25 protein-coding genes and 1 other annotated feature are annotated in these 24516 nt (G+C 36.6%); of the genes, 2 read left to right on the top strand and 23 right to left on the bottom strand.

Annotation, left to right across the window (positions count from 1 at the left end):
• Positions 1-25: 25 nt before the first annotated feature.
• From greA to BLQ56_RS12965, 20 genes are all read right to left on the bottom strand, one after another.
• The gene (greA, locus tag BLQ56_RS13060) at positions 26-502 is read right to left on the bottom strand and encodes a transcription elongation factor GreA (RefSeq protein WP_090854932.1); all 477 of its coding nucleotides are present in this window, start codon (positions 500-502) and stop codon (positions 26-28) included.
• Between the two features lie 230 nt (positions 503-732).
• Positions 733-1368, bottom strand: a complete 636-nt coding sequence (udk, locus tag BLQ56_RS13055; protein WP_090854930.1) for a uridine kinase — start codon at positions 1366-1368, stop codon at positions 733-735.
• A gap of 6 nt (positions 1369-1374) precedes the next feature.
• Entirely contained in the window at positions 1375-2646 is a 1272-nt protein-coding gene (locus BLQ56_RS13050; RefSeq protein WP_090854927.1) for a peptidase U32 family protein, read from the bottom strand.
• 55 nt (positions 2647-2701) lie between these two features.
• Positions 2702-3631: a peptidase U32 family protein gene (locus BLQ56_RS13045; RefSeq protein WP_090854924.1), complete on the bottom strand. Its 930-nt coding sequence runs from the start codon at positions 3629-3631 to the stop codon at positions 2702-2704.
• A 1-nt stretch (position 3632) separates the two neighbouring features.
• Positions 3633-4274, bottom strand: coding sequence for an O-methyltransferase (locus BLQ56_RS13040; protein ID WP_090854921.1), 642 nt, complete (start codon positions 4272-4274; stop codon positions 3633-3635).
• A 205-nt stretch (positions 4275-4479) separates the two neighbouring features.
• On the bottom strand, positions 4480-5625 hold the full coding sequence (gene mltG / locus BLQ56_RS13035) for an endolytic transglycosylase MltG (RefSeq protein ID WP_175490292.1): 1146 nt from the start codon (positions 5623-5625) through the stop codon (positions 4480-4482).
• 371 nt (positions 5626-5996) lie between these two features.
• Positions 5997-6287 carry a DUF1292 domain-containing protein gene (locus BLQ56_RS13030; RefSeq protein WP_090854918.1) on the bottom strand — a complete coding sequence of 97 codons (291 nt, stop codon included), beginning with the start codon at positions 6285-6287 and terminating at the stop codon, positions 5997-5999.
• 13 nt (positions 6288-6300) lie between these two features.
• Entirely contained in the window at positions 6301-6717 is a 417-nt protein-coding gene (ruvX, locus tag BLQ56_RS13025; protein ID WP_090854915.1) for a Holliday junction resolvase RuvX, read from the bottom strand.
• 6 nt (positions 6718-6723) lie between these two features.
• Positions 6724-6990, bottom strand: coding sequence for an IreB family regulatory phosphoprotein (locus BLQ56_RS13020; RefSeq protein WP_090854913.1), 267 nt, complete (start codon positions 6988-6990; stop codon positions 6724-6726).
• Positions 6991-7072: 82 nt separating this feature from the next.
• Positions 7073-9712 (bottom strand): alanine--tRNA ligase, encoded by a 2640-nt coding sequence (gene alaS, locus BLQ56_RS13015; RefSeq protein WP_090854910.1) that lies wholly within the window; start codon positions 9710-9712, stop codon positions 7073-7075.
• 71 nt (positions 9713-9783) lie between these two features.
• Positions 9784-10015 (bottom strand) — a binding site (T-box leader).
• 85 nt (positions 10016-10100) lie between these two features.
• Entirely contained in the window at positions 10101-11201 is a 1101-nt protein-coding gene (locus BLQ56_RS13010) for an AI-2E family transporter (protein WP_090854907.1), read from the bottom strand.
• A 143-nt stretch (positions 11202-11344) separates the two neighbouring features.
• Positions 11345-11479 carry a YrzQ family protein gene (locus BLQ56_RS13005; RefSeq protein ID WP_090854904.1) on the bottom strand — a complete coding sequence of 45 codons (135 nt, stop codon included), beginning with the start codon at positions 11477-11479 and terminating at the stop codon, positions 11345-11347.
• Positions 11480-11501: 22 nt separating this feature from the next.
• Positions 11502-11693 carry a hypothetical protein gene (locus BLQ56_RS13000; RefSeq protein ID WP_090854900.1) on the bottom strand — a complete coding sequence of 64 codons (192 nt, stop codon included), beginning with the start codon at positions 11691-11693 and terminating at the stop codon, positions 11502-11504.
• A 15-nt stretch (positions 11694-11708) separates the two neighbouring features.
• A complete protein-coding gene (locus tag BLQ56_RS12995; RefSeq protein ID WP_090854897.1) occupies positions 11709-12185 on the bottom strand; it encodes a PRC-barrel domain-containing protein in 477 nt (158 codons plus the stop codon).
• 30 nt (positions 12186-12215) lie between these two features.
• Entirely contained in the window at positions 12216-14582 is a 2367-nt protein-coding gene (gene recD2 / locus BLQ56_RS12990) for an SF1B family DNA helicase RecD2 (RefSeq protein ID WP_090855440.1), read from the bottom strand.
• A gap of 75 nt (positions 14583-14657) precedes the next feature.
• The gene (locus BLQ56_RS12985; RefSeq protein WP_090854894.1) at positions 14658-15320 is read right to left on the bottom strand and encodes a tetratricopeptide repeat protein; all 663 of its coding nucleotides are present in this window, start codon (positions 15318-15320) and stop codon (positions 14658-14660) included.
• Between the two features lie 185 nt (positions 15321-15505).
• Positions 15506-16621: a tRNA 2-thiouridine(34) synthase MnmA gene (gene mnmA / locus BLQ56_RS12980; protein ID WP_090854891.1), complete on the bottom strand. Its 1116-nt coding sequence runs from the start codon at positions 16619-16621 to the stop codon at positions 15506-15508.
• 23 nt (positions 16622-16644) lie between these two features.
• The gene (locus BLQ56_RS12975; RefSeq protein ID WP_090854888.1) at positions 16645-17790 is read right to left on the bottom strand and encodes a cysteine desulfurase family protein; all 1146 of its coding nucleotides are present in this window, start codon (positions 17788-17790) and stop codon (positions 16645-16647) included.
• A 21-nt stretch (positions 17791-17811) separates the two neighbouring features.
• The gene (gene cymR, locus BLQ56_RS12970) at positions 17812-18234 is read right to left on the bottom strand and encodes a cysteine metabolism transcriptional regulator CymR (RefSeq protein ID WP_090854885.1); all 423 of its coding nucleotides are present in this window, start codon (positions 18232-18234) and stop codon (positions 17812-17814) included.
• Positions 18235-18249: 15 nt separating this feature from the next.
• Positions 18250-19008, bottom strand: coding sequence for a YczE/YyaS/YitT family protein (locus BLQ56_RS12965; RefSeq protein WP_238457260.1), 759 nt, complete (start codon positions 19006-19008; stop codon positions 18250-18252).
• A 186-nt stretch (positions 19009-19194) separates the two neighbouring features.
• Between BLQ56_RS12965 and BLQ56_RS12960 the strand changes: the two genes are divergently transcribed.
• Positions 19195-20469, top strand: coding sequence for a replication-associated recombination protein A (locus BLQ56_RS12960; RefSeq protein WP_090854882.1), 1275 nt, complete (start codon positions 19195-19197; stop codon positions 20467-20469).
• Positions 20470-20547: 78 nt separating this feature from the next.
• On the opposite strand, the gene BLQ56_RS12955 is transcribed toward BLQ56_RS12960, so the two are convergent.
• Both BLQ56_RS12955 and BLQ56_RS12950 read right to left on the bottom strand, forming a co-directional pair.
• Complete coding sequence (locus BLQ56_RS12955) at positions 20548-21492, bottom strand: ABC transporter permease (protein WP_238457259.1); 945 nt, start codon at positions 21490-21492, stop codon at positions 20548-20550.
• Positions 21485-22405 carry an ABC transporter ATP-binding protein gene (locus BLQ56_RS12950; RefSeq protein WP_090854879.1) on the bottom strand — a complete coding sequence of 307 codons (921 nt, stop codon included), beginning with the start codon at positions 22403-22405 and terminating at the stop codon, positions 21485-21487. The genes BLQ56_RS12955 and BLQ56_RS12950 overlap by 8 nt, the downstream gene beginning before the upstream one ends.
• Before the next feature lie 225 nt (positions 22406-22630).
• On the opposite strand from BLQ56_RS12950, the gene BLQ56_RS12945 reads away from it, so the two are divergent.
• Positions 22631-23356: an RsfA family transcriptional regulator gene (locus BLQ56_RS12945; RefSeq protein WP_090854877.1), complete on the top strand. Its 726-nt coding sequence runs from the start codon at positions 22631-22633 to the stop codon at positions 23354-23356.
• Between the two features lie 190 nt (positions 23357-23546).
• Here BLQ56_RS12945 and BLQ56_RS12940 read toward each other — a convergent pair whose 3' ends face one another.
• Positions 23547-24317: a tRNA threonylcarbamoyladenosine dehydratase gene (locus BLQ56_RS12940; protein WP_090854874.1), complete on the bottom strand. Its 771-nt coding sequence runs from the start codon at positions 24315-24317 to the stop codon at positions 23547-23549.
• Between the last annotated feature and the right edge of the window lie 199 nt (positions 24318-24516).

Genomic DNA, 24516 nt, shown 5'->3' with positions numbered 1-24516 from the left:
AGGCTGAATACTTTATATGTCTAAATTAACTAATTGAAACAATTTTGACGAACATTTCTCCGCCTGGTGTTTGAACAGTTACTTTATCATCTACTTGCTTACCGATAAGACTTTTTGCGATTGGTGAGTCGTTTGAGATTTTTCCTTCAAATGGATCTGCTTCTGCACTACCAACGATTGTATATGTTTCTTCTTCGCCACCTGGTAATTCAACAAATGTTACCGTTTTCCCTAGGGCTACAACATTAGAGTTATCATTTGTTTCTTCAATAATCTTTGCATTACGAATCATATTTTCAAGAGTTGTGATACGTCCTTCTACAAATGCCTGTTCTTCTTTTGCTGAATCATACTCAGAGTTCTCTGATAGATCCCCAAAACTTCTTGCTATTTTAATACGTTCAACAACCTCTTTACGTTTCACTGATTTTAGTTGTTCTAGTTCATTTTCAAGTTTCTGTTTACCGGCCTCAGTCATTGGGAATACTTTTTCGATTGCCATGATCCCGTCACTCCTTTTGTGTATTACAACCCCTGTAAGATTGTTTTATCTATGTATCCATTTATTATTACACTTTTTTTGACATCTATTATAAAAGAAAGAGAACAAGCGTCTAACAATGTTAACGATTGTCTCTTTTATAAGAAGAGGATGTCCCATAATACTGATCCATTTGTATTTGGGACAGCCTCCATTTGATTGTCAAAAATGTAACTATCTATGATATGTTATTACAAAATGGAATTTTGTTCAAGAATTGTTTGAATTTTTGTGACCATTAAGTCGATTGCAATATGATTTTGCCCACCTTCTGGAATAATAAGGTCAGCATATCTTTTTGTTGGTTCAATGAATTGGTTATGCATTGGTCGAACGACTGATACATATTGTTCAATCACTGATTCGATCGTTCTTCCTCGGTCATTAATATCCCTTAACATTCTTCGTAGTATACGCAAATCTGCGTCAGTATCAACGAACAGCTTAATATCCATCAATTGACGGAGGCGCTCATCTTCAAGTACTAAAATCCCCTCTAAAATGATAACATCCTTTGGTTCAACTATGATCACATCATTTGATCTAGTATGATACTTGTAATCGTACACTGGTTTTTCTATTGGGTTATAATTTAATAGTTGATTGATATGGTCAATTAATAAATCATTATCAAAAGCTAATGGGTGATCGTAATTCGTATTTAGACGATCCTCAAAAGCAAGGTGACTTTGATCTTTGTAGTAAAAATCTTGTTCAATCATTAAAATGGATTGTCCTCTAAAATGTTCATAGATCGCTTTTGTCACACTTGTCTTACCAGACCCAGATCCACCTGCGATTCCTATCACAATGGGCTTTTTCCCCATGTTTACTCAGTTCCCCTTTCGCATCATGTTATTCGGGAATACTGGCTTGTCTACAATAAATTTGACAATTTGTAGAGGATGGCGTGCTGCATCAAGTTCATTTCCATCTTCATCCCAAACCTTATCAATCACAACTCTAAAGTTTTCTATTTCCGGGCCAAAAAATTCGACTTCATCCCCTGGCTTAAAGTGATTTCTCTGTTGTAGAGTAACCATACCTGTTTCTTCATTATAGTCTAGCACGAGACCGACAAATTCATAAGTCGTCTTTTTGCTATGATTTCCAAACATTTGCTCTTTAAACCCTGGTACCCCTTCAAAGAATGCAGTCGCTGTATCTCTATTTGCACATTTATCAAGTTCTTCAAGCCACTCTCTCTTTATTTCGAAATTCTCAGGGTCAGCGCAATAAGCATCAATTACCTTACGATAAACACTAACAACTGTTGCAATATAGTGAATTGATTTCATTCGTCCTTCAATCTTTAAGCTATCCACACCTAGTTCAATCATTTTGGGAATGGATTCAACTAATTTTAAATCCTTAGGACTCATCGCAAAAGCTTCATCACCCTCTTCAAATAATGCAACTTCATCTGATTCTCCTACCTGATATAAATCATAGTCCCATCTACATGATTGACAACAGCCCCCACGGTTTGAATCACGAGCAGTCATATGATTACTTAAAGTACAGCGACCAGAATAAGCAATACACATTGCTCCATGAATGAAAGCTTCAATTTCTATATCTACTTTTTCTTTCATTAGGCGTACTTCTTCTGCACTTGTTTCACGAGCCAGCACAACTCTCTCAAGTCCTTCTTCTTTCCAAAACTGGACAGCCTTCCAGTTAGATAGAGACTGCTGTGTACTTAAGTGAACTTCAAGCTTTGGAGCAACTTTTCGACAGGTTTCAATAATTAGAGGGTCCGCAACAATAATTCCAGTAACCCCAGCCTTTTGAAGCCCTATTAAATAGTCTTCTAAACCTTCCATATTTTCATTATGAGCAAAAATATTAGTTGTTACATAAATTTTCGCTCCATACTTATTTGCGAATTCTACGCCTTCAGCCATTTCTTCATGTGAAAAGTTGTCAGCATTTGAGCGTAATCCAAATTCCTTTCCACCGATAAAAACTGCATCTGCACCATAATGTACAGCAATTTTCAGTTTTTCCAAGCTACCTGCTGGTGCTAGTAATTCAGGTTTTTTCACAATGACACGCTTTCCATCTATGATTTGTGATATTTTATCATTTATTACTGTTGCCATGAAAGGTTCCTCCTTTTATTAGGCTTCTTATAAATTGTTATCTAGGTATTAACCTTTAATAAACAGTTTCTTTAAAGAAAAACCCTGTATCTAACGGTCTATTTACTGGTTGTAATTGCTCTAGTTCCTCTAGTAATTGATCTTTTACATCTTCGTATTCATCACGGTTATCGACACATAAATCAATGGCTTTACGGTATCTTTTCGTCACTTCAATGATATATTCAGATGTTTTTAATACACCATCAATTTTAAAACTATCTATTCCTGCATCAATCATGTCTTCAAGTTCGTCGATGATACAAATGTCATTTGGACTCATAATATGTGTGCCATTCTCATCTTCAAAAATGGGATATTTATTGTCACGTTCTTTATCAAATAAAATCATATTTTTCTCAAGCTTACGGTTTTCAATTTCCATAACTTTGTCTTGGTACTCAAAGTAATTTCCAATCAGTGAGCGTTTTGATTGGAACATGTTAGTCATACCATGAACCTGTACTTCAACCTCAACCTTAGCATTTTCTTTTATTTCCACAATGGCATCCATATTTAATTCACGTGCTAGGACTGCTCGCTTTGCGCCTTTTGTTCCCCAGTAATTACATGTATACCAGTTTGTCGCAGTCATTTCAGTATTCCAGTGTAATTTAAGTTCTGGTGCTACATCACGAGCAGCCATTAAAACAGCAGGATCACCGAAAATCACTCCATCTACTTTAACTGAATTTAAGAATGGGAGATAATCATATAGACTATCTACTTTTTCATTATGGAATAGTGCGTTAACTGCTACATATACCTTCTTATTTAGCTGATGAGAAATTTCAACAGCTTTTTTTACGTCATCCCTCGAAAACTCACCAGCTAAACGTAATCCAAATTGTTGTTCACCAATTACAAAAGCATCTGCCCCTGCAGAAGCAAGTTTTTCTATATCTGCTACATTAGTAGGAGTAACTAAAAGCTCTGGCTTTTTCATTCTAAACACCTCTTTTTTTACTAATGGCTATACCATCACCAACCGGAAGAATCGTGGTGTAATAGTTTGGATGAGTCGATAACCATTCGTTATACATTTTTATTTTGTCAACTAATTGTCTTTTGCGTTTATCTTCTATTTCTTCAACTACAAGACCCTTAAAAAGGACATTGTCGGTTATAATCATTCCATTATCATTTAATAACGGCTCATAACTCTCAAAAAATCTTTTATATTGTCCCTTTGCTGCATCGATAAAAATTACATCGTAACTCCCAGTCTTATGAATTTCAGGAGCCAGTTCTAATGCATCACCATAGAATACATTGATTTGCTCAGTTGTGTGTGATTCGTTGATATTTTTTATGGCTTGTTCATAGCGACCACGATTACGTTCCACTGTTGTAATTTCAGCACTAGGCAATGTAATCGCCATGCGAATAGCAGAATAACCAATGGCTGTCCCTATTTCTAGAATGCGTTTGGGATTAGAAATTCTTAAAAGTTGAAGAATAGCTTCAGCACTAATAACATCCATGATTGGTACATGATTCTCTTTTGCATAGTCTTCAAGTTGCTGAATGAATTCGGTTCTAGGCTGTACTAGGGCATCTAGATATGCTAATACTTGATCGGAAACCATTAAGAGACCTCCATTAGAAAAAATATATTAAGACGACTGTGACCTTACTATTGTTTGTTTTAGTATACAAATACAAAAAATATCCAACAAAAAGAAAATTGGCTATAATGCCAATTTTTAGTAGTTGTCTTATTTTGTTATAATAACTCGATATATTTTAACACATTGTAAAGGGGAACGCTAATAATATCGTTCCCCTTTCTTATTATTCTTCTGTTCTCAGATATTGATTAACCTTTTGATTATGTTCATCTAAGGTATCAGAGTAATGAACAGTTCCGTCCTTTGCCGCTAAGAAATAGAGTGACGTGATATCAGCAGGATTTAGAGCAGCTTTTATTGAAGTTGCACCAGCATTTGCAATTGGCCCTGGTGTTAACCCTTTATTGCGATAAGTGTTATACGGATGGTCCACTTCTAAATCCTTATATAAGACACGATCCTTATGCTCACCTAATGCATATAAGACTGTTGGATCAGTCTGAAGTGGCATATCAATCTTCATCCGATTATAAAATACTGCTGAGATTTTATCTCGGTCAACCTGTGCTGTAGCTTCTTCTTCAATTAGTGATGCCATTGTCAGTAACGTATGTGGTGTGAATTCACGGAACGCCATTTCCCCTTGTACATCCCCAATCACCTTATCCGTTTGTGCAATCATTGGCTCGATAATTTCTTCAAGCGTCGGATTCGTTTTATAAAATGGATAAGTTGCAGGAAATAAATATCCTTCAAGTGGATACATGACATTTTCATGAAGAATCTCATTTGTAAGTAACGACGGATATAGTGCCATTAACTGTGCAATATATTCTTGGTCTGTTAACTTTGTCATTATTTCTTCTTCAGTGAACTCTGTTTTTTCTGCAATAATTTTTGCGATTTGAGTGATTTGTTTTCCTTCAGGTATAGTAATTTGGAATACGATATCCTCCATGATTTTACCAGTTTTCAAGTTCGAGATAATCTCCGTAAATGTCATAGATGGTGTTAATGTATATTCCCCTGCTTGGAAGCCAGATTCATTTCTAAACTTAGTATAATAGCGAAATACTTTGGCATCTTTTACGATTCCTTGTTCCTCTAAAATATTGGCGATGGCTCTTGGTGATGAGCCTATTGGAATCTCTACCTCGACTTCCTTGTTGCTATTCGGATCAACAGGCTCTAACGCTGATTTAATATATAAATAGCCTCCACCTACGATACCAGAGATCGTTAATAAAATAACAATGAATATGATGAGTACGATTTTCCTTACAACTTTCGCTTCGCCTTGAAGCTCTAATAACTTCTCACGATGATTTATTTTATTTTTCTCTTTATCTTTGTTTGGTGATTCAGACACATGACTTCCTCCTCTACTCGAAATATTATACTACATTTTTTTCTTGATTTCGTCAATAATTGGCAAATTCCTTTACTTTTTTAAAAAGGCTGTTTTCGTATCCGATTGTTTCTTTCATGCGCCGCAGGCTGAATACACTCCGCGTCCGGCGGGTGACCAGTGAGCCTCCTCGTCGCAATTGCTCCTGAGGGGTCTCACTTTGGCCACTGATCCCGCAGGAGTCTACGTGTATTCAGCCTGCTTGTAACTATTATTTCAATGTCATATGGTTAAAACAACAAACTCTGAGAAAACAGCCTTTAAGAAAGTTGAAAACGACATAATAAAAGGGCTATCACCATTGACTGGTGATAGCCCTTCTGCCTTAAAAATTATTCGCCTTCTTCTTCCTCATCAAGGAATGTATTTAACATTTCCTCAATCATATCCCATTCTTCATCTGTTTCGATCGGTTGTAATTCGCCGTCTTCACCATTTTCATTGCTGTTGAAGCTAGAAGCATGGATTTCAATATCCTCTTCATCATCATTTTCAGCACCTACTGGGTAATAAAGTACATAAGACTTTTTAAATTCCTCTGATTCAAATGTAAATAATACCTCACAAAGTTGTTCATTTCCTTGTTCATCTATAACTGTAATTTGCTTTTCGCCGTTTTCCATTATGTTCACCTCATTAGTTTTTGCTATTCAAATAGCCTTGTAATATCATCATTGCTGCCATTTTGTCTATGACTTTTTTTCTTTTCTTTCGACTAACATCCGCTTCCAAGAGGACACGCTCAGCCGCCATTGTTGTAAGACGCTCGTCCCATAAAATAGTGGGAATGTTAAATGTACTCTCTATCAGCTTTGCAAAAGTTTCACTTGCCTCACCTCTAGGGCCAATCGTTCCATTCATGTTTTTAGGGAGTCCTATAACAACCGATTCCACCTGATATTCCGTTATGATTTCACCTAATCGCTGTAGGCCAAATTGCTGTCGTTCTTCATTGATTTTAATCGTTTCGAGTCCTTGGGCTGTCCAACCCATCTCATCACTGATTGCAACACCAATTGTTTTTGAGCCTACATCTAAACCAAGAACACGCATGTTAGTTTACCCCTCACGATGAGAATTTAAGTAGGATTTCACTAACTCCTCAATTAATTCATCGCGCTCTAGCTTTCTGATAATATTTCTAGCGTCATTGTGCCTAGGAATGTACGCTGGGTCACCAGATAATAAATACCCAACAATCTGGTTAATTGGATTATAACCTTTTTCTTGAAGTGCATCATATACTGTGTTCAACACTTCATTCACATTCGTCTCAAACGGTTCCTCTGGAAAATTAAACTTCATTGTTTTATCAAATGAACTCATTTGCTAACACCTCATTCTCAGATTCTTTTAAGCTGAACCTGTCATGTTGATTCATATTACCATTTTACACTAACTGAGAGGATTATAAAATGGATTTCACCCAATCTTGTACAAAGTTAAGGGCGTCTTGTAATTGCTCTGGATTTTTCCCACCTGCTTGGGCCATATCTGGGCGTCCACCGCCACCACCACCACAACGGGTTGCTACTTCTTTAATTAGCTTTCCTGCGTGAAAACCGCGCTCGATTAAATCTTTAGTCACTCCTGCAGTTATATTAACTTTCCCCTCATTTACAGACCCTAAAACAATGACTGCAGATCCAAGCTTCTGCTTTAAATCATCTACCATCGTCCTTAAATTATTCATATCAGTTGGATTAACAATGTGATATAACACTGTTACATCACCAATTGTTTTCGCTTGTTCGACAAGACTTCCAGCTTCTATATTTCCTAATTTAGTTGACAGTGATTCATTTTCACGTTGTAATTGGCGAAGCTCATTTGATAATGATTCAATCTTAACAGGAACTTCTTTAGGGCTTGTCTTCAACACGTTAGAAGCTTCATGAAGCAACTTCACTTGATCATTCATTAACTTATAGGCAGAACGACCTGTGACTGCTTCAATTCTTCGCGTACCTGCACCGATTCCAGCCTCAGATACAATTTTGAATAAGCCAATTGTTGCTGTATTTGGTACATGACAGCCACCACATAATTCAAGACTATAATCACCTACCTGGACAACACGTACGACTTTACCGTACTTTTCACCGAATAAAGCCATTGCTCCCATTGCTTTTGCCTCATCTAATGATTTGTTTTCAATCTCTACTTCTAAGCTTTTCCAAATTTGATCATTTACAATCGTTTCAATTTGTTCTAACTCTTCTTGCTTCACTTGTCCAAAGTGGGAGAAGTCAAAACGAAGACGCTGTGCTGTAACTTGTGAACCTGCTTGATTAACATGACTTCCAAGTACGTCCTTTAATGCTTGATGAAGAAGATGTGTGGCCGTATGGTTTTTAATGATTCCGTTACGATTCTCGTGATTTACTGTTGAAGAAAACTGATCACCTGCTTTTAGTGAACCTTTTTCAACGACTACTCTGTGAAGATTTTGACCATTTGGAGCTTTTTGTACATCCTTAACAGTCAGTACACTATTATCACTTTCAAGTATACCTTCGTCCGCGATTTGCCCTCCGCTCTCTGCATAGAAAGGAGTTTGATCAAGGATTATTTGTACATCCTCACCTTCATTTGCCGTATCAACAATCTCTCCATCTTTTACAATAATTAAAACAGTTGATTGTGCTTGAAGTTGATCATAACCAACAAATGTACTTTCAGCTTTGACCTCTCCAAGCACACCACTTTGTACTTGCATAGATCCAACATCCTGTCTAGCTGCACGAGCTCGTGAACGTTGGTTGTCCATTTCTTCTTCGAAGCCTTGATGATCGATTGTCATGTTTTCTTCTTCCGCATATTCTTCTGTCAATTCTACTGGGAATCCATATGTATCGTACAAACGAAAAACATCTGAACCAGGAACAATGCTACTACCTTCAGCTTTTTGTTTCTCAATTACATTGGATAGAATAACAAGACCCTCATGCAGAGTTTCGTGGAATCTTTCTTCTTCATTTTTGATAACCTTTTGGATAAAATCTGTTTTTGCTTTCACTTCAGGGTAAAAATCAACCATAATATCTGCTACAACCGGTACCAGTTCAAACATGAATGGTCGATTAATATTGATTACCTTTGCAAAACGAACAGCTCTTCTTAGTAATCGTCTTAGCACATATCCGCGCCCTTCATTTGATGGGAGTGCTCCATCTCCTACAGCAAAAGCAACTGTTCGGATATGATCTGCTACAACCTTAAAGGCAGTGTCCTGTTCTTTACTTGTTCCGTACTTAACTTCTGCAATTACTTCTGTTGCTTTAATAATTGGCATAAATAAATCTGTTTCAAAATTAGTCGGGGTATCTTGAATGACAGAGACCATTCTTTCAAGACCCATTCCCGTATCAATATTCTTCTTCGGGAGCGGTGTATATGTATGATCAGGATTATGATTAAATTGAGAAAATACTAAGTTCCATACTTCCAGATAACGTTCATTTTCTCCACCTGGATATAACTCAGGGTCTGATGGATCATTTCCATACTTTTCTCCGCGGTCATAGAAAATCTCCGTATTAGGTCCACTTGGGCCTTCACCAATATCCCAGAAGTTACCTTCAAGTCTTATAATGCGTTCCTCTGGAATCCCAATTTTTTCTCTCCAGATTTGGAATGCTTCCTCATCCTCAGGATGAATCGTTACAGATAAGTTGTCAGGGTTAAATCCAATCCAATCTTTACTTGTTAGGAATTCCCATGCCCAATGAATCGCTTCTTCTTTAAAATATTCACCAATTGAAAAGTTACCTAGCATTTCAAAAAATGTGTGATGACGCGCTGTTTTCCCTACATTTTCAATGTCATTTGTACGGATTGATTTTTGCGCGTTACAAATACGTGGGTTTTCTGGAACAACACGTCCATCAAAATATTTTTTTAACGTAGCTACCCCACTATTTATCCACAATAATGTTGGATCTTCATGTGGAACTAGGGATGCGCTAGGTTCAATAGCATGTCCTTTTTCTTTAAAGAAATCAAGAAACATTTGCCTTACTTCTGCAGATGTTAATTTCGTCGTCATTCAACTTTCCTCCTATGTTTTACTGCGAATATTATTTATAAGGAAATAAAAAAGAATACTCTAATCCCTATAGCAGGGACGAGAGTATTCTCGCGGTACCACCCTGATTATGAACCTACCTCTAGTTCATCACCTCATGAACATGATAACGGGATGACCCGGTAGGATTTTTTCCTACACTCTGGATTAGCTTTCTGCTACTCTTCATTTGAGGTCTCTTCCACCCTAGAAGACCTCTCTCTGAAATGTGTTGTTCACACTGTTAAATGGGCTGTAGCGTACTGATTCCTTCATTGATTTCAAAATATATTGTTTATTATATCAACTTCAAGCCAATTATAGACAAGCTAAAAATGTTTGTCAATCTTTGCGGAAGGTTAGCTATGAATTAAGCGTTAGAACGCTTATCCTCGAAGTTTTTATTTTTTCTATATACAGACAAATGAGATTTTACATGTAGTAAGATTACCCTTACGATCGCGAGTATTGGAACTGCAACTAAAAGACCCACGACTCCCCCTACTTCACCACCAAGTAATAGAGCCACCATGATCATGATTGGATGCATATGAAGACTTTTCCCAACAATTAAGGGCGATAATAAATTTCCTTCAATGAATTGGAGACCAAAGACGATAATAATGACAATGATGATCATCTGGTTTGAAATCGTTGCTGCAATAATAACGGCAGGTATTGCACCAATAACAGGTCCAAAGTAAGGAATAATATCCGTTATTCCAATAATAAAACCTAATAAAACGGGATATTTCATTCCACTTAACCATAACGCGAGAGATGCGATTACCGCCATGAGCAAGCAAACCAAGAGTTGGCCTCTAATATAATTTCCAAGTGACTCATCAACATCCTTAAGAAAGAATTGAATAGGTTGTCGCCATTTTCTTGGTGTTAAATACCATAATGCTTTTTTCATCTGGTCATAGTCTTTTAACATGTAAAAGACGATGAACGGGATGATAGCGATAATCACAATAGAATTCAATAATCCCTTAGCCATTGTAACAACCCTTGTAATCAGCTGATCCATACTATTTTCAAAACTCACAAACGCTTCATCAATACGTGCATGAAGTCCTGTTGGAAGGCGAGATGTAGAGTATTCAATTTGTTGTAACCATACTCTGTATGAATTCATTAATTCAGGAACACTCTCAACTAAATCGCGAAGTTGATTAAGTAATATTGGAATGACCAAATATACTCCATAAGAAAGGCCACCGAAAAATAACAGATATATAAATAAAATGGCTAATGCCCTTGGCAATCCCCGTCCATGAATTTTTTCTATTAGTGGATGTAATAAATACGTAATAAAAATGGAGATAAAGAACGGAACAAAAATAACTTTTAATAGCATTAAAATGGGAACCCATATTGGAGAGAGTTTAACCAAAATTAGGACTAACAATGAGACTAATAAAAATAGCGTAATTCGAAAAATCCACCTTAATTGAACATTATTCAAACAGATCACTCCTCCACTTTTTCTAGTGTAAGGAAATTAGCTAAATTTATACATTCTTAAGTTGCGCAAGGCGTACGGAGCTAGATAACAGAACCAGGACAGCAAAAAAGGAACTACCTTTTTAGGCAGTCCCTTTCGTTCAATTAAGAAATTGCTTTTGAAATTCTCTTACGCATTTTTTTCATTTTACGACCATTCATTAGGTTGTTACGTTGTGCCATATTATAAGCTGCAGCACCTAATCCTATAGTAACTAGCGAAGTAAACATTTTATTCATACTTTTCACCCCTAGCTGTAGATTACATACTAATGCTTCTGTCTTCTTCAGCAAAGAGATCATCCAGTGAACTTAATGTCCCGTCCTCTTCTACCTGATGGGTATTAATTTGTCCTTTTGAGATTGAAAGCTCAATAAAACATCCCCAACAATAATATTGATTCACACCAATTTTCCCAATATCCTTTGATTTACAATTCGGGCACTTTAACAAAGGGCACACCTCACATCACGGTTTTACTTGTACGACGAGGACTTCTTCACCGATCGTAAGAGGTTCGGTCGTTTTTATTACTTTCTTCCCCTCAGTAATATCAGCAAAAAATCCATCCGTTAATTCATACCCTATAATAGTGCCCACTTCTTCCATAAAATATACATCTTCTAATAAACCTAGTTTTTCACCTTCAGAAGTGATAACAGGTTTTCTAAATAAACCGTGATGTGAGTATAAAAAGTGCGTTGAAGCATCTTTTGGAATTGGCTTTAATTCAACATGACTGTCTATCATAATCCCATCGTTTCCAAATGAAGAGATCGATTCAACTGGAATTAAGCGATCCCGCTGAAAAAGACCTTTACTATCCATTAAGATTCCAACAATACTTCCATATTCATTTAAACAAATATCAGAAACATGCCCGATAATTTTTCCTTTATCAGACTGATAAATGGGTTGTCCTTTTAATAAAGAGAATGTTCGCAAGGTGACTCCCGCCTTTCCGAACAATACTTATCATTTGTCTTCTTCCATAAAGTCATACGGTGTAACGTTTTCCATTCCAACATTTGGATCTGTTAAGAAAATGTCCAACCTATCATTTTCATTAGGTAACGATTCAGCACCATCTCCAGAAGTCATCTTTACTGATCCCTCAAGTTCTTCTTGAAGCTTAGAACATAAACTAGTTTGTCTAAACCCATCGTCCGCTCTGTTAATGCCTTGTATAAAAGCTTCCTCTTCACCACACAAAATTAAGAAATCCTTACTTCTCGTGATTGCAGTATAAATTAAATTTTTTCTTAACATCCTATAATAGCTTTTTACGAGTGGCAAGATTACAATTGGGAATTCACTACCTTGTGATTTGTGAATAGAACAGCAGTAGGCATGAGTGATTTGATTAAGATCCTGTTTAGTATATGTCACTTCATTCCCATCATAAGATACAACAACTAAATCTTGTTTTTCAGTATTTTCCTTTGCAAAAAAAATGGACACTACTTCACCAATATCCCCATTAAAGACGTTACTTTCTGGTTGGTTCACTAGCTGTAATACTTTATCTCCTGTCCGGTAGACAATATTACCATAAGGAATTTCTCTTCTTGTTTGAGAAGGTGGATTAAATAACTCTTGTAAGGCCACATTTAGATTGTCAATACCAGCTGGTCCTTTATACATAGGAGCAAGAACTTGTATATCCCTGGCATTGTACCCTTTATTTTTTGCGTTTGCTGCTACCTTTTTGACCACCTCTAGCACTTGGCCTGGTCCACATTTTATAAATGAACGATCTGCTTTTGGAGAGGATATATCCCTCGGCAGTGTTCCTCTTTTAATATCATGTGCTAGCTCAATAATGGATGATCCTTCCGATTGACGATAAATATCCGTCAATTTAACGGTAGGAATAATCGTAGACTTTAGTAAATCCTTTAAGACCTGCCCAGGGCCAACAGAAGGCAGCTGATCTTCATCACCCACACAAATGACTTGAATATTATCAGGTAGAGATTTAAAAAGCTGATTAGCCAACCAAGTATCAACCATGGAAACCTCATCTACAATTAAAATCTTTCCACTGATTGGATTGTCTTCGTCATGTTGAAAACCTTCTACCCCATTCCAACCTAATAAACGATGAATGGTCACGGCAGGTAGCCCTGTTGCTTCACTCATTCTTTTCGCCGCTCTACCTGTCGGTGCAACTAAACGAATAGGATAAGGATTTTCATCATTATAATCCTTTGGGTCAAGCGAACAGCCGTGTAATTCCCCATAAAGCTCAACAATCCCTTTGATCACCGTTGTTTTACCTGTACCCGGTCCACCTGTTAACAAGAGCATTGGAGACATTAGAGCCGTTTGGATGGCTTCCTTTTGTGATGGAGCGTATTGAACCTTTAATCTTTCCTCAAGATTACCTAATGAAAGTAAAAATTCAGATTCCGGAAATTGTTCATCATACTCTGTTTGTCCCAGAATTCTTTTTATATTTGACACTACACCTTTTTCGGAGAAGTAGAGAGACGGTACGTAGATTCTACTTTCCTCTGTAACAATTTTACCCTCTTCTGTTAAATGAATAATCTCTTGGGAGATATCTAATTCAGAGATCGTATCCCTTTGATTATTTTCTAACAAAGACCTTACCTTAATTATTAATTGCTCGGCTGTCAAAAAGACATGTCCTTCTTGAAGTGAATCTTGTTCTAATATGTATAAGATACCTGCACGAATTCGGTCGGGGTGATTTCCAGACAAACCGAGTGCATGTCCTAGTTCATCCGCTCTACCAAAGCCAATCCCTTCTATATTTTCAACTAAACGATAAGGATTGGATTGGATGACTTCTAGCGTCTCTTCTTTATAAATTTGGTAAATTTTCATTGACGTTTGGGGACCAAATCCATATTGTGATAAACCAATCATGACCTGTTCAAGCCCTTGATGTTCAATCAAGGTCTCATAAATTTCTTTTGCTTTATCACTAGGAAGCTTTGGTATTTTTTGTAATGCAGAAGGGTCTGCTAAAATCTTAGAAATCGCATTTTCTCCTAGAACATCGACGATTTTCTCGGCTGTTTTCTTTCCGATTCCTTTAAATAAATCACCTGATAGATATTGGATAATTCCTTGCTTAGACTGAGGAATTTCTTTTCTAAAATGCTCAACATGAAATTGAAGTCCGAATTTCGGATGATCTTTTAAAGTACCAAAGAACGTGTATGTCTCGTTTTCGTGAATTCGGGGGAAGTACCCTGTCACAACCGCTTCTTTTTCATCATAATTTTCATTTGTTTCTTCGAGTCGAATACGAACAACTGAATATAAATTACTTTCATTATGAAAGACGGTTACTAAATGTGTGCCTTTCATAAACTTTTGTTGTTCATCAAATAAATCTAAGTTTTGTTGCGACAAGTTAATTCCCCCCCTTTAGCGTAGTTAGATTTATTGGTTAAGGGCTTCTTCTACAATTTTCTTCCCATTACCTGCTAATAGATGATCAGGCTGAATATTTAAAGCTTTATCAAACATTTCTAACGCCTTTACCCCATCCTCTTTAAACCCAGCATATGCTACCCCAAGGTTATAATAAGCGTCAGCATGTGTTGGATCTAGCTTAATGACAGTTTGAAATTGGTCAATTGCTTCATCAATCATTGATTGTCCTGCTAAACATAAACCGAATTGAAACCTTGCTTCTGCATCCTCTTCATTTAATTCAACCGATCGTTGAAAATGAGCTAGTGCTTTATTTTCCTGTTCCATTTGTAGAAAAGTCATCCCTAACATGAAATAGGTGTCACTATTTCCTAACCCTTTTTTCGTTGCCTCTTCAAAGCTTTTTTGAGCTCTCTTAAAATCGCTTTGATTATAATAAGCATTTCCTAGTCCATAGTAAGCCGTTGCCATAGTTTCATCAATTCCAATTGCTTTTTGATAGAACGCAATAGCTTTGTCTAATTCATCAACCGCAGATAATAAGTTTCCAAAGTTTACATAATATAGTGGTTCATTCGGATTTTCTTCTATAGCCTCTGAAAATGCTTTAGCGGCTTCCTCATATTTCGCTTCTTGCATATATTGAATACCTAATTTGTTCTTATCCATATTTTTACACTCCACTTTTCAATCTATTTTTTCATTATAGCATATTGATTATGGTGCCTCACTACTGCTTTTTAACCAATTCAGAAATGAGTAACCGCTACTTTTCGTGCTTGAGTTAGACACCAAAACTTACTAACGAACGTAAAAAGGGCACTCTTCTTAATTCGAAGTTGCCCTTTTTATCATCAAACATACCAAATTTCTTCATTTCCTTTAAATACTTGGTCAATGGTTCCGCCGCCTAAGCATTCTTCATCATGGTAAAATACAACCGCTTGACCAGGAGTAATTGCTCGGATTGGCTCATCAAAAATGATACGGACATTATGATCGTCAATGATATGAACAGTTACCACATTATCCTGTTGACGGTATCTAAATTTGGCCGTACATTTAAATGGTTCGTTTGGTTTTTTATCAGATACCCAAGCGATATTCGTGGCTACAATTGATTCTGAATATAATAAATCATTATGGAATCCTTGATCAACGTAGAGAATATTTTTCTCAAGGTCTTTTCCAACAACAAACCAAGGATCCCCGCTTCCACCGATACCAAGACCGTGGCGCTGGCCAATCGTATAGTACATAAGTCCATCATGTTTCCCTTTAACTTCACCTGAGAGTGTTTGCATATTGCCAGGTTGAGCAGGAAGATAACCACTTAGAAACTCCTTGAAATTGCGTTCCCCGATAAAACAAATTCCTGTGCTATCTTTCTTTGTAGCAGTTGCAAGATTTGCTTCTTTAGCAAGCTCACGAACCTTTGACTTTTCGATATTCCCAATTGGAAACATAACCTTTGAAAGCTGCTCTTGACCTAGTTGATTCAAAAAGTATGTTTGATCTTTGTTCTCATCGATTCCACGTAGCATTTTGTATTCACCATCGCGGTACTCAACTCTAGCATAATGACCTGTTGCAAGGTAATCTGCTCCCAATGTTAATGCATGTTCTAAAAAGGCTTTGAATTTAATTTCCTTATTACACATTACATCTGGATTCGGTGTCCGTCCTGCTTTATATTCCTCCAAGAAATATGTAAACACCTTGTCCCAATATTGTTTTTCAAAATTAACCGCATAATAAGGGATTCCAATTTGATTACATACCTTTATTACATCTTCATAATCTTCAGTTGCTGTACAAAATCCATTTTCATCTGTGTCGTCCCAGTTCTTCATAAAGATTCCAATCACATCATAGCCTTGCTGCTTTAATAAAAGTGCTGCTACAGAAGAATCTACTCCACCAGACATACCTACAACAACACGTGTGTCTTTTGGTGCTTTCGTGTTCATGAACGAACACCTCCTTACGTTACTTACTGTTTTGTCAGGCGTTTAACAATTCGAATTGTTTCCTCTGCCGCTTTAACTACTTGTTCTAATGTATTACCCAAACCAAAACTGTATCTAATTGAGTTCTGAGTTTTCTCAGATTCTTTTCCAAACATCGCTACCAACACATGGGACGGTTCAATTGAACCTGCCGTACAAGCAGAACCACTTGATACGGCTATTCCTGCGAGATCTAAGTTTACTAACATAGACTCAACATTGGTCCCAGGAAAACTTAGATTTAAAATATGCGGTAACGATTCTTCGGGTTTACCATTAATATGATATGAAATACCACTATCCTCAAGCATTGAGACGAAGGCTTCGCGAAACCCAATGTATTTATTCCTACGCTCTTCAATCGTTGATTGTGCAATCCATACAGCTTTACTTAATCCCACAGCACCAGCAACATTTTCAGTTCCTGCTCTACGCTTTCGCTCTTGTTCTCCACCATGAAGTTGAGGCTTTAATTTAAGCCCTTGGCGAATAAATAAAAAGCCTGTCCCTTTTGGTCCATTTATTTTATGTGCTGATACAGACATCATATCAATTCCTAACTCATCAACATTAATCGGGATGATCCCATAGGCTTGTACAGCGTCTGTATGAAAAACAGCTTGATGATCTTTTAATAAATTGGCGATTTCCTCGATAGGCTGAATGGTCCCTACTTCATTATTACCAAACATGATTGTGACAAGAATTGTCTCATCTGTCAAAGCATTTGCAACTTGGGAGACGCTAACTTGTCCTTTGTCATCAACTGGTAAGTACGTAACATTGAAACCTTGTGTTTCTAAGTATTCACATGTATGTAGTACTGCATGGTGTTCAACCACTGTTGTAATAATATGATTTCCTTTTTCTCTGTTTGCTAATGCATACCCAATAATTGCTGTGTTGTCAGCTTCAGTACCACCACTCGTAAACAGGATTTCATGCTCTTTTGCAGCAATGCTTTGAGCAACCTGGTTGCGAGCTTCATCTAACGTCTGTCGACTTTCACGACCAAATGAATGAATACTTGAAGGGTTACCAAATATTCCTGACATATATGGAACCGTTTTTTCAATGACTTCCGGATGCATCGGTGATGTTGCCGCATGATCCATGTAAATTCTCTCCATAACGCACCCTCCTATCATTAATTATATATAAAACATATAGTTTTCCTGTTCACCATCTTTGTCTGTATAGTTCGCAAGATCCTCTAACGTCGTATTATCAATTACGTCCTTTACTGCGTCACGGATTCGAATCCATAGATGACGCTTAGCAGGCTCTTCATCATCCATTACTTCAACTGGACTAATTGGCCCTTCTAATACACGAATGATATCCCCAGCTGTAATATTCATTGGTTCTTCACCTAATATATAGCCACCATACGCACCACGAATACTTTTAACAAGCCTTGCATTTCGAAGTGGTGCAATTAATTGCTCTAAATAATGCTCTGATAAATTATGAGTTTGTGCAATTGATTTTAATGAGGTTGGTCCCTCCCCATGCTTTTTCGCTAGTTCTATCATGATTGTTAATCCATATCTACCTTTTGTAGAAATTTTCATCCTCACACCCCTATTTCAATTAAAATGATTCGCTTGAATTGTTTGATGTTTAGTCTTCCCCATTTTTACTATCAAGCGGTCTGCCAATCTTGTACATTGTGGTAAAGCATAACCTACAACATTTCCTATCACTAAGCTATATATAATCGTTCCAATGAAAACAGGACCACCTAGTAGCCATCCAACTATTAGCACAATCAATTCCATGCTTGATCTAATGTATTGAATTTTCCACCCAATCTTCTCTGTTAATGCGATCATTAAACTATCTCTTGGACCTGCACCTAACCTAGCTGAAATATATAACCCCATCCCATATCCATTTATAATAATCCCAGCCGTAAGCATCATCATTTTTCCAATAATAGAATCTGGTATCGTTAGAAATGGAAGAGCCATATACATATCGATAAAAATCCCAACCGTTAGCATATTAACAAATGCGCCAATTTGTGGAACTCTTTTCGACACAAGCGCACTAATAAACAAAACGAGAAAACCTACAATGATTGACCAAGATCCGATTGTTAAACCTAATTGTTTAAATAATCCAATGTGAAGTACATCCCAAGGAGAAGCTCCGAGATCTGCTTTAATAGTTAGTACAATTCCCAGTGACATAATAAGCAATCCAATAAAATAGATACCCCATTTAAGTGTTATTTCATTAACGCTTCGCTGCTTTTTCAAAGTTGTTTCACTCTCTCCGTCGTTAATCACCTTTTGGTGAATTACTTCTTTAAGCCTTAAGATATAAATTAATTTTACAGTCATTTAATTAGTAAGCATCTGCCATTATAGCATAAATTCACAAAACTATACATTTTAACAACGAGTCTATCTATGATAAAGTAAAATTTAGAGTTTGTCTTATTTTCTAAAATCTTGTCCGTTCCTTTCAATTAACAAACTTACTTTTTAAAAAAGCCTTTATTAAAGTTTTATATAGGAGTTAAAACAATGAACCAAAAGCCGTTAGCATTTCGCATGCGCCCTAAAGAAATAAATGAAATTATTGGGCAACAACATTTAGTTGGTCAAGGGAAAATTCTATCTCGAATGGTTAAAGCAAAGCACCTTACCTCCATGATCCTATATGGTCCCCCTGGAATTGGTAAAACATCGATTGCTACTGCTATTGCGGGAAGTACAAAGGTCAGCTTTCGTACCCTTAATGCTGTTGTAAACAATAAAAAAGACATGGAAATTGTTGTTCAAGAGGGAAAAATGTCAGGGAAAATCATCCTTATCTTAGATGAGGTTCATCGATTAGATAAGGCTAAGCAAGATTTCCTATTACCACACTTAGAAAGTGGACTTGTTACATTAATTGGTGCAACAACAAGTAATCCGTATCATGCCATCAACCCTGCGATTAGAAGTAGATGCCAAATCTTTGAACTTAAACCACTTTCTCCCGATGAGATTGTGTTGGCATTAAAAAGAGCGATTACTGATAAAGAAAATGGTCTAGGTGGGATGAAGATTGAGACTAGTGAAGAAGCGTTAACTTTTATTGCTCATTCATGCGGAGGAGATGTTCGTTCCGCATTAAGTGCAATTGAGCTAGCTGTTCTTTCAACAGACCAAAATGAAGAAGGAATTATCAAAATTGATGTAGAAGCTGTAGAGGAATGTATCCAGAAAAAAAGCTTTGTTCATGACAAGAACGGTGATGCTCACTATGACGTCTTATCTGCTTTTCAAAAATCAATACGAGGTAGTGATGTTAACGCCGCTCTACACTATTTAGCACGTTTAATTGAAGCTGGAGATTTAGTTAGTATAAGTAGACGGTTATTAGTAATTGCTTATGAAGACATTGGACTTGCTAATCCACAAGCAGGTGGGCGGGCCCTAGATGCCATTACTGTCGCCGAAAGGGTTGGATTTCCTGAGGCACGTATACCACTTGCTAATATTGTAGTTGAATTATGTTTATCACCAAAGTCAAATTCGGCATATAAAGCACTTGATGCAGCCCTCTCTGACGTTCGTTCAGGTTCAACAGGTGATATACCAGATCATCTCAAAGATGCACATTATAAAGGTGCTGCAGCACTCGGTCGTGGTATAGAATACTTATATCCTCATGATTATGAAAATAGTTGGGTCAAACAACAATATCTACCAGATCGTATAAAAAATAAAAAGTATTATATTCCGAAATTAACAGGTAAATTTGAACAAGCCTTAGCTCAGGTTTATGAAAAACTCACGAAATTAGGTAAATAGCATAAGGCACAGTTTTATCGTTAGACGATTTTAATATGAGAAAAGGCCTCCCTTTTTTGGAAGCCTCTTCTCATTTATTTAAGCCGCAACATCTCTTTTATTAAACATCCACCAAGAAAGTGCATTAAACACAACAAAATAAATGATAAGCATTGTAATTGAAAATGACATCGTCATCCCCTCCACAACCGGCATTCCCTCTAAATATAGTGAAAGATCTGTATTAGCAAACAAGATATATTTAGCCCAATCAAACTTCATCGCTATAAAACTGGTAACATTTACTCCAGTGAACATTAAAAAGATCGCTAACCCTATCGATAAAGCACTACTTCTAAAAATACTAGATATCATAAAAGCAAACGTTGACATCATAATTAAGTTAATCGAGCTTAACCCATATTGTCCAAGTACATGCGCAAGCATCGTCTTCTCTACAACAACCCCATCAATAACGGTCAAATATGGCTGTGCAAAACCATCGAATCCAAATAGAATCGCTCCTACCGCTAATGAAATCACAAATAAAATAAGTAGACAAAATAGAGCAAAAAGAATAGTTGATAGATATTTTGATAATAAGATTTTTGTTCTACTAACAGGACGGATCAATAATAACTTTATCGTACCCCAAGAAAATTCAGAAGCCACACTACTAGCTCCAACAATAATTGTGAATAGTGTGATTAGCGCAATGACTGGAGTAGCTTCAAGCGTAAAACTCCAAACTGATTTGGTCATTGGAGGAGTCTCATTCTCTAGTCGATATTCATTGATTAAGATGGTTCTCTCTTGCATTTGAACAAATTGTTCTGGCATATATCCTTCTGCAATGTCTTTTTCAAGCTGGGCATTTTGCTGTTGTAAACTTACCTTCCAATCTGGTTCTTCAATATTTTGCTTGTCTTCTATTTTCAAGATTACACCAAACAAAATGACAGCAACGATAATTAATGCGATCATAATCCAAGTCGAAACTTTGCGATAGATCTTCATATTCTCATTTAATATTAAATTAAACAATTTGATTACCTCCAGTCACTTCCAAGAATCGATCTTCTAACGTCTTAGAAATTTGCTTAATTCCATATACTTTGATCCCTTTATGTACTAAGAATTCATTTATGACTGGGATCTTGTCTAACTCTAGTGTTATGAGAAGCAATCCTTTGTTCACTTCAAAGGAGAGTTCAGGAAAGCTGTAACGAAGCTCCTCTTGAGCATTTTCAATAGCATCTACAGAGAATTCTACTCTCATGGTTAAGCTATCATTAACAAAGTTTGTCACGGTTTCTACTCCTATTAACTCACCATGTTGAATAATACCAATTCTGTCACACATCATTTCCATCTCAGAAAGTAAATGACTTGACACAATCACGGACAACCCTTCTTCTCTAGCAAGCTTTCGTAAATAATCTCGTATTTCTCTTATTCCAGCAGGATCAAGCCCATTTGTAGGTTCGTCAAGAATAAGGACAGATGGACGATGGAGAAGTGCTTGCGCAATACCCAACCTCTGTCTCATTCCTAGAGAATAGGTTTTCACCTTATCTTTAATTACATTTTGTAATCCTACTAACTCTATAACCTCTTGAATTCTGTCTTCCTTTACACTACTAACCATTCTTGCGTAATGAACAAGGTTTTGATATCCAGTCAGAAATTTATACATCTCTGGATTTTCAACGATCCCTCCAATATGTCTAATAGCTTCTTCGAAGTTCCTTGTAATATCATATCCCTTTACTAAAACATCACCTGTAGTAATTTTCATTAATCCTACGAGCATTCTAATCGTCGTCGTTTTACCTGCACCATTTGGACCCAAGAAACCAAATACCTCACCTGGATATAAATCAAATGAAATCCCCTTAATAATTGATTTCTTTCCAATCTTCTTTGTTACATCTTTTAATTGCATGACCGGTTCCATTGTCATCCTCCTCATTCATATGAACAAACTTAAATAGATTATATGTCTTTTACGAGTCATTCGGTTAAAAGTTCCCAACTTTAACCAAAAATTTACAATACTATATGTATTTTTATTTCTTTATACATTTATAAAACTACTAAAATGTATAAAACGCTTTAACACTGGTCATGATAGAGATAGATACATAACGAGAAAAGTTAAATGTTGGGAGTTGTAAGAGGAATGAAAGTTAGACAAGATGCATGGTCACATGAAGATGATTTATTATTAGCTGAAACAGTTTTACGATATATTCGTGAGGGTGGAACACAGTTAGGTGCATTTGAAGAAGTTGGAGATCGACTTAATCGGACATCAGCAGCATGTGGATTTCGCTGGAATGCTGAAGTAAGAAAAAATTATGATCAAGCTATTAGCATTGCTAAGAGACAACGCAAAGAAAGAAAAAGAGCACTTGATCGTGTCAAAAAAGAGCACAATCCAACACCAATATCTACTCCAATCTTTATGAGTAGTAGTCAACCGATTCACGAGGTGACTCAAGAAGAACCTACACAACACATTGAGGAGTTTTCTACTGAACTATTACCAGTGGATCAATCAATGGTTTCGAATGGAGCAAGGGTTTCGAATGAATCTATTACGCTCGAAGATTGCATTTCCTTTCTATCAAATTTAAGGAATGAAGATCGACAATCCTATATCTTCAAAATGGAAAATGACCAATTAAAAAGAGAAAACGAACAATTACACACTAAAAATAAGCAACTAGAAAAGAGAATTGAAAAACTAACTCAAGAGCAAACTACCATTCAAGAGGATTATCAAGCACTTGTACAAATCATGGACCGCGCTCGTCGCATGGTCATGTTCGAAGATAATGAAGACAGAAATAATCCAACATTTAGGATGGATAAGAACGGGAATCTTGAACAACTTGCAAAATAACATATCTAGAGGCTATTCAAACAAGATAGGTGTCAGGCACCAATCGATTTGATAGCCTCTTTAACTATGTTGGTAAGCAAAACCGGGGGAATGAGAATCTTTTTGTCTAGTAGAACATCTTTATTCAACTTAATAACATCGCTTTTTTTTAAAAAAAGAACCCGGTAAATCACCGAGTTCAAAAAAGTCACTATTTCTTTTCATCGCTTACTCGTGTAATTTTAACATCACCTAACAAGTCACTTATTACTCTACTTGCCATTATTAATCCAGCTACAGAGGGAACAAATGCATTCGAAGATGGTGGCATCTTTGCTTTTCGAATTTTTGCCTGATCATTGGCTATTTCCTGACGAATTTCTTCTCTAATCACAATAGGACTTTCATCAGAGAATACAACATTTATGCCCTTTCGAATCCCTTCTTTTCGAAGTCTAGTACGGATAACTTTGGCTATTGGATCTGTATGAGTTTTTGAGATATCTGCAATTTGAAATCTTGTAGGATCCATTTTATTAGCCGCGCCCATGCTTGAAATGATAGGGATCTTCCTTTGTAAACATTCTTTCATTAAGTGAATTTTATAAGAGATTGTATCTGAAGCGTCCACTACATAATCAATCCCATATTCGAAAAATTGCTCATACGTTTCTTCCGTATAAAACATCTTTAACGCAATAACCTCACACTCCGGATTAATATCCGCAATACGATCCTTCATTACGTCCACCTTTTGTTTACCTACCGTTGACAAAAGAGCAATGATTTGTCGATTTACATTTGTAATATCTACATCATCTTTATCAACAAGAATCAGTCTTCCCACTCCAGAGCGAGCTAACGCCTCTGCTGAAAAGGAACCAACTCCACCTATTCCAAGCACCGCAACTGTGCTATTTTTCATTGTTTCTAAACCTTGCTTACCAATCGCTAACTCATTTCTCGAAAATTGATGTAACATTCTATCACTCCATTACCGATAACTTAGACTAGAACCAGAGATCTCCCGCGGGACGTAAACCATCCCGGTGCAGGTGCCTGGCACCAATATGTAATTTATTAGTTTGATGTATTTTGCCCGATTATGACTATATCATACTTTTAGTCCATTTCATAAGAGGGTTGTTTCCAAAAAAATAAAAAACCTGTGAGAATGTTAA

This window comes from Litchfieldia salsa (genome assembly GCF_900104555.1).
Taxonomy (GTDB): Bacteria; Bacillota; Bacilli; order Bacillales; family Bacillaceae_L; genus Litchfieldia; species Litchfieldia salsa.
This window is presented reverse-complemented; position numbering and strand designations above follow the sequence as displayed.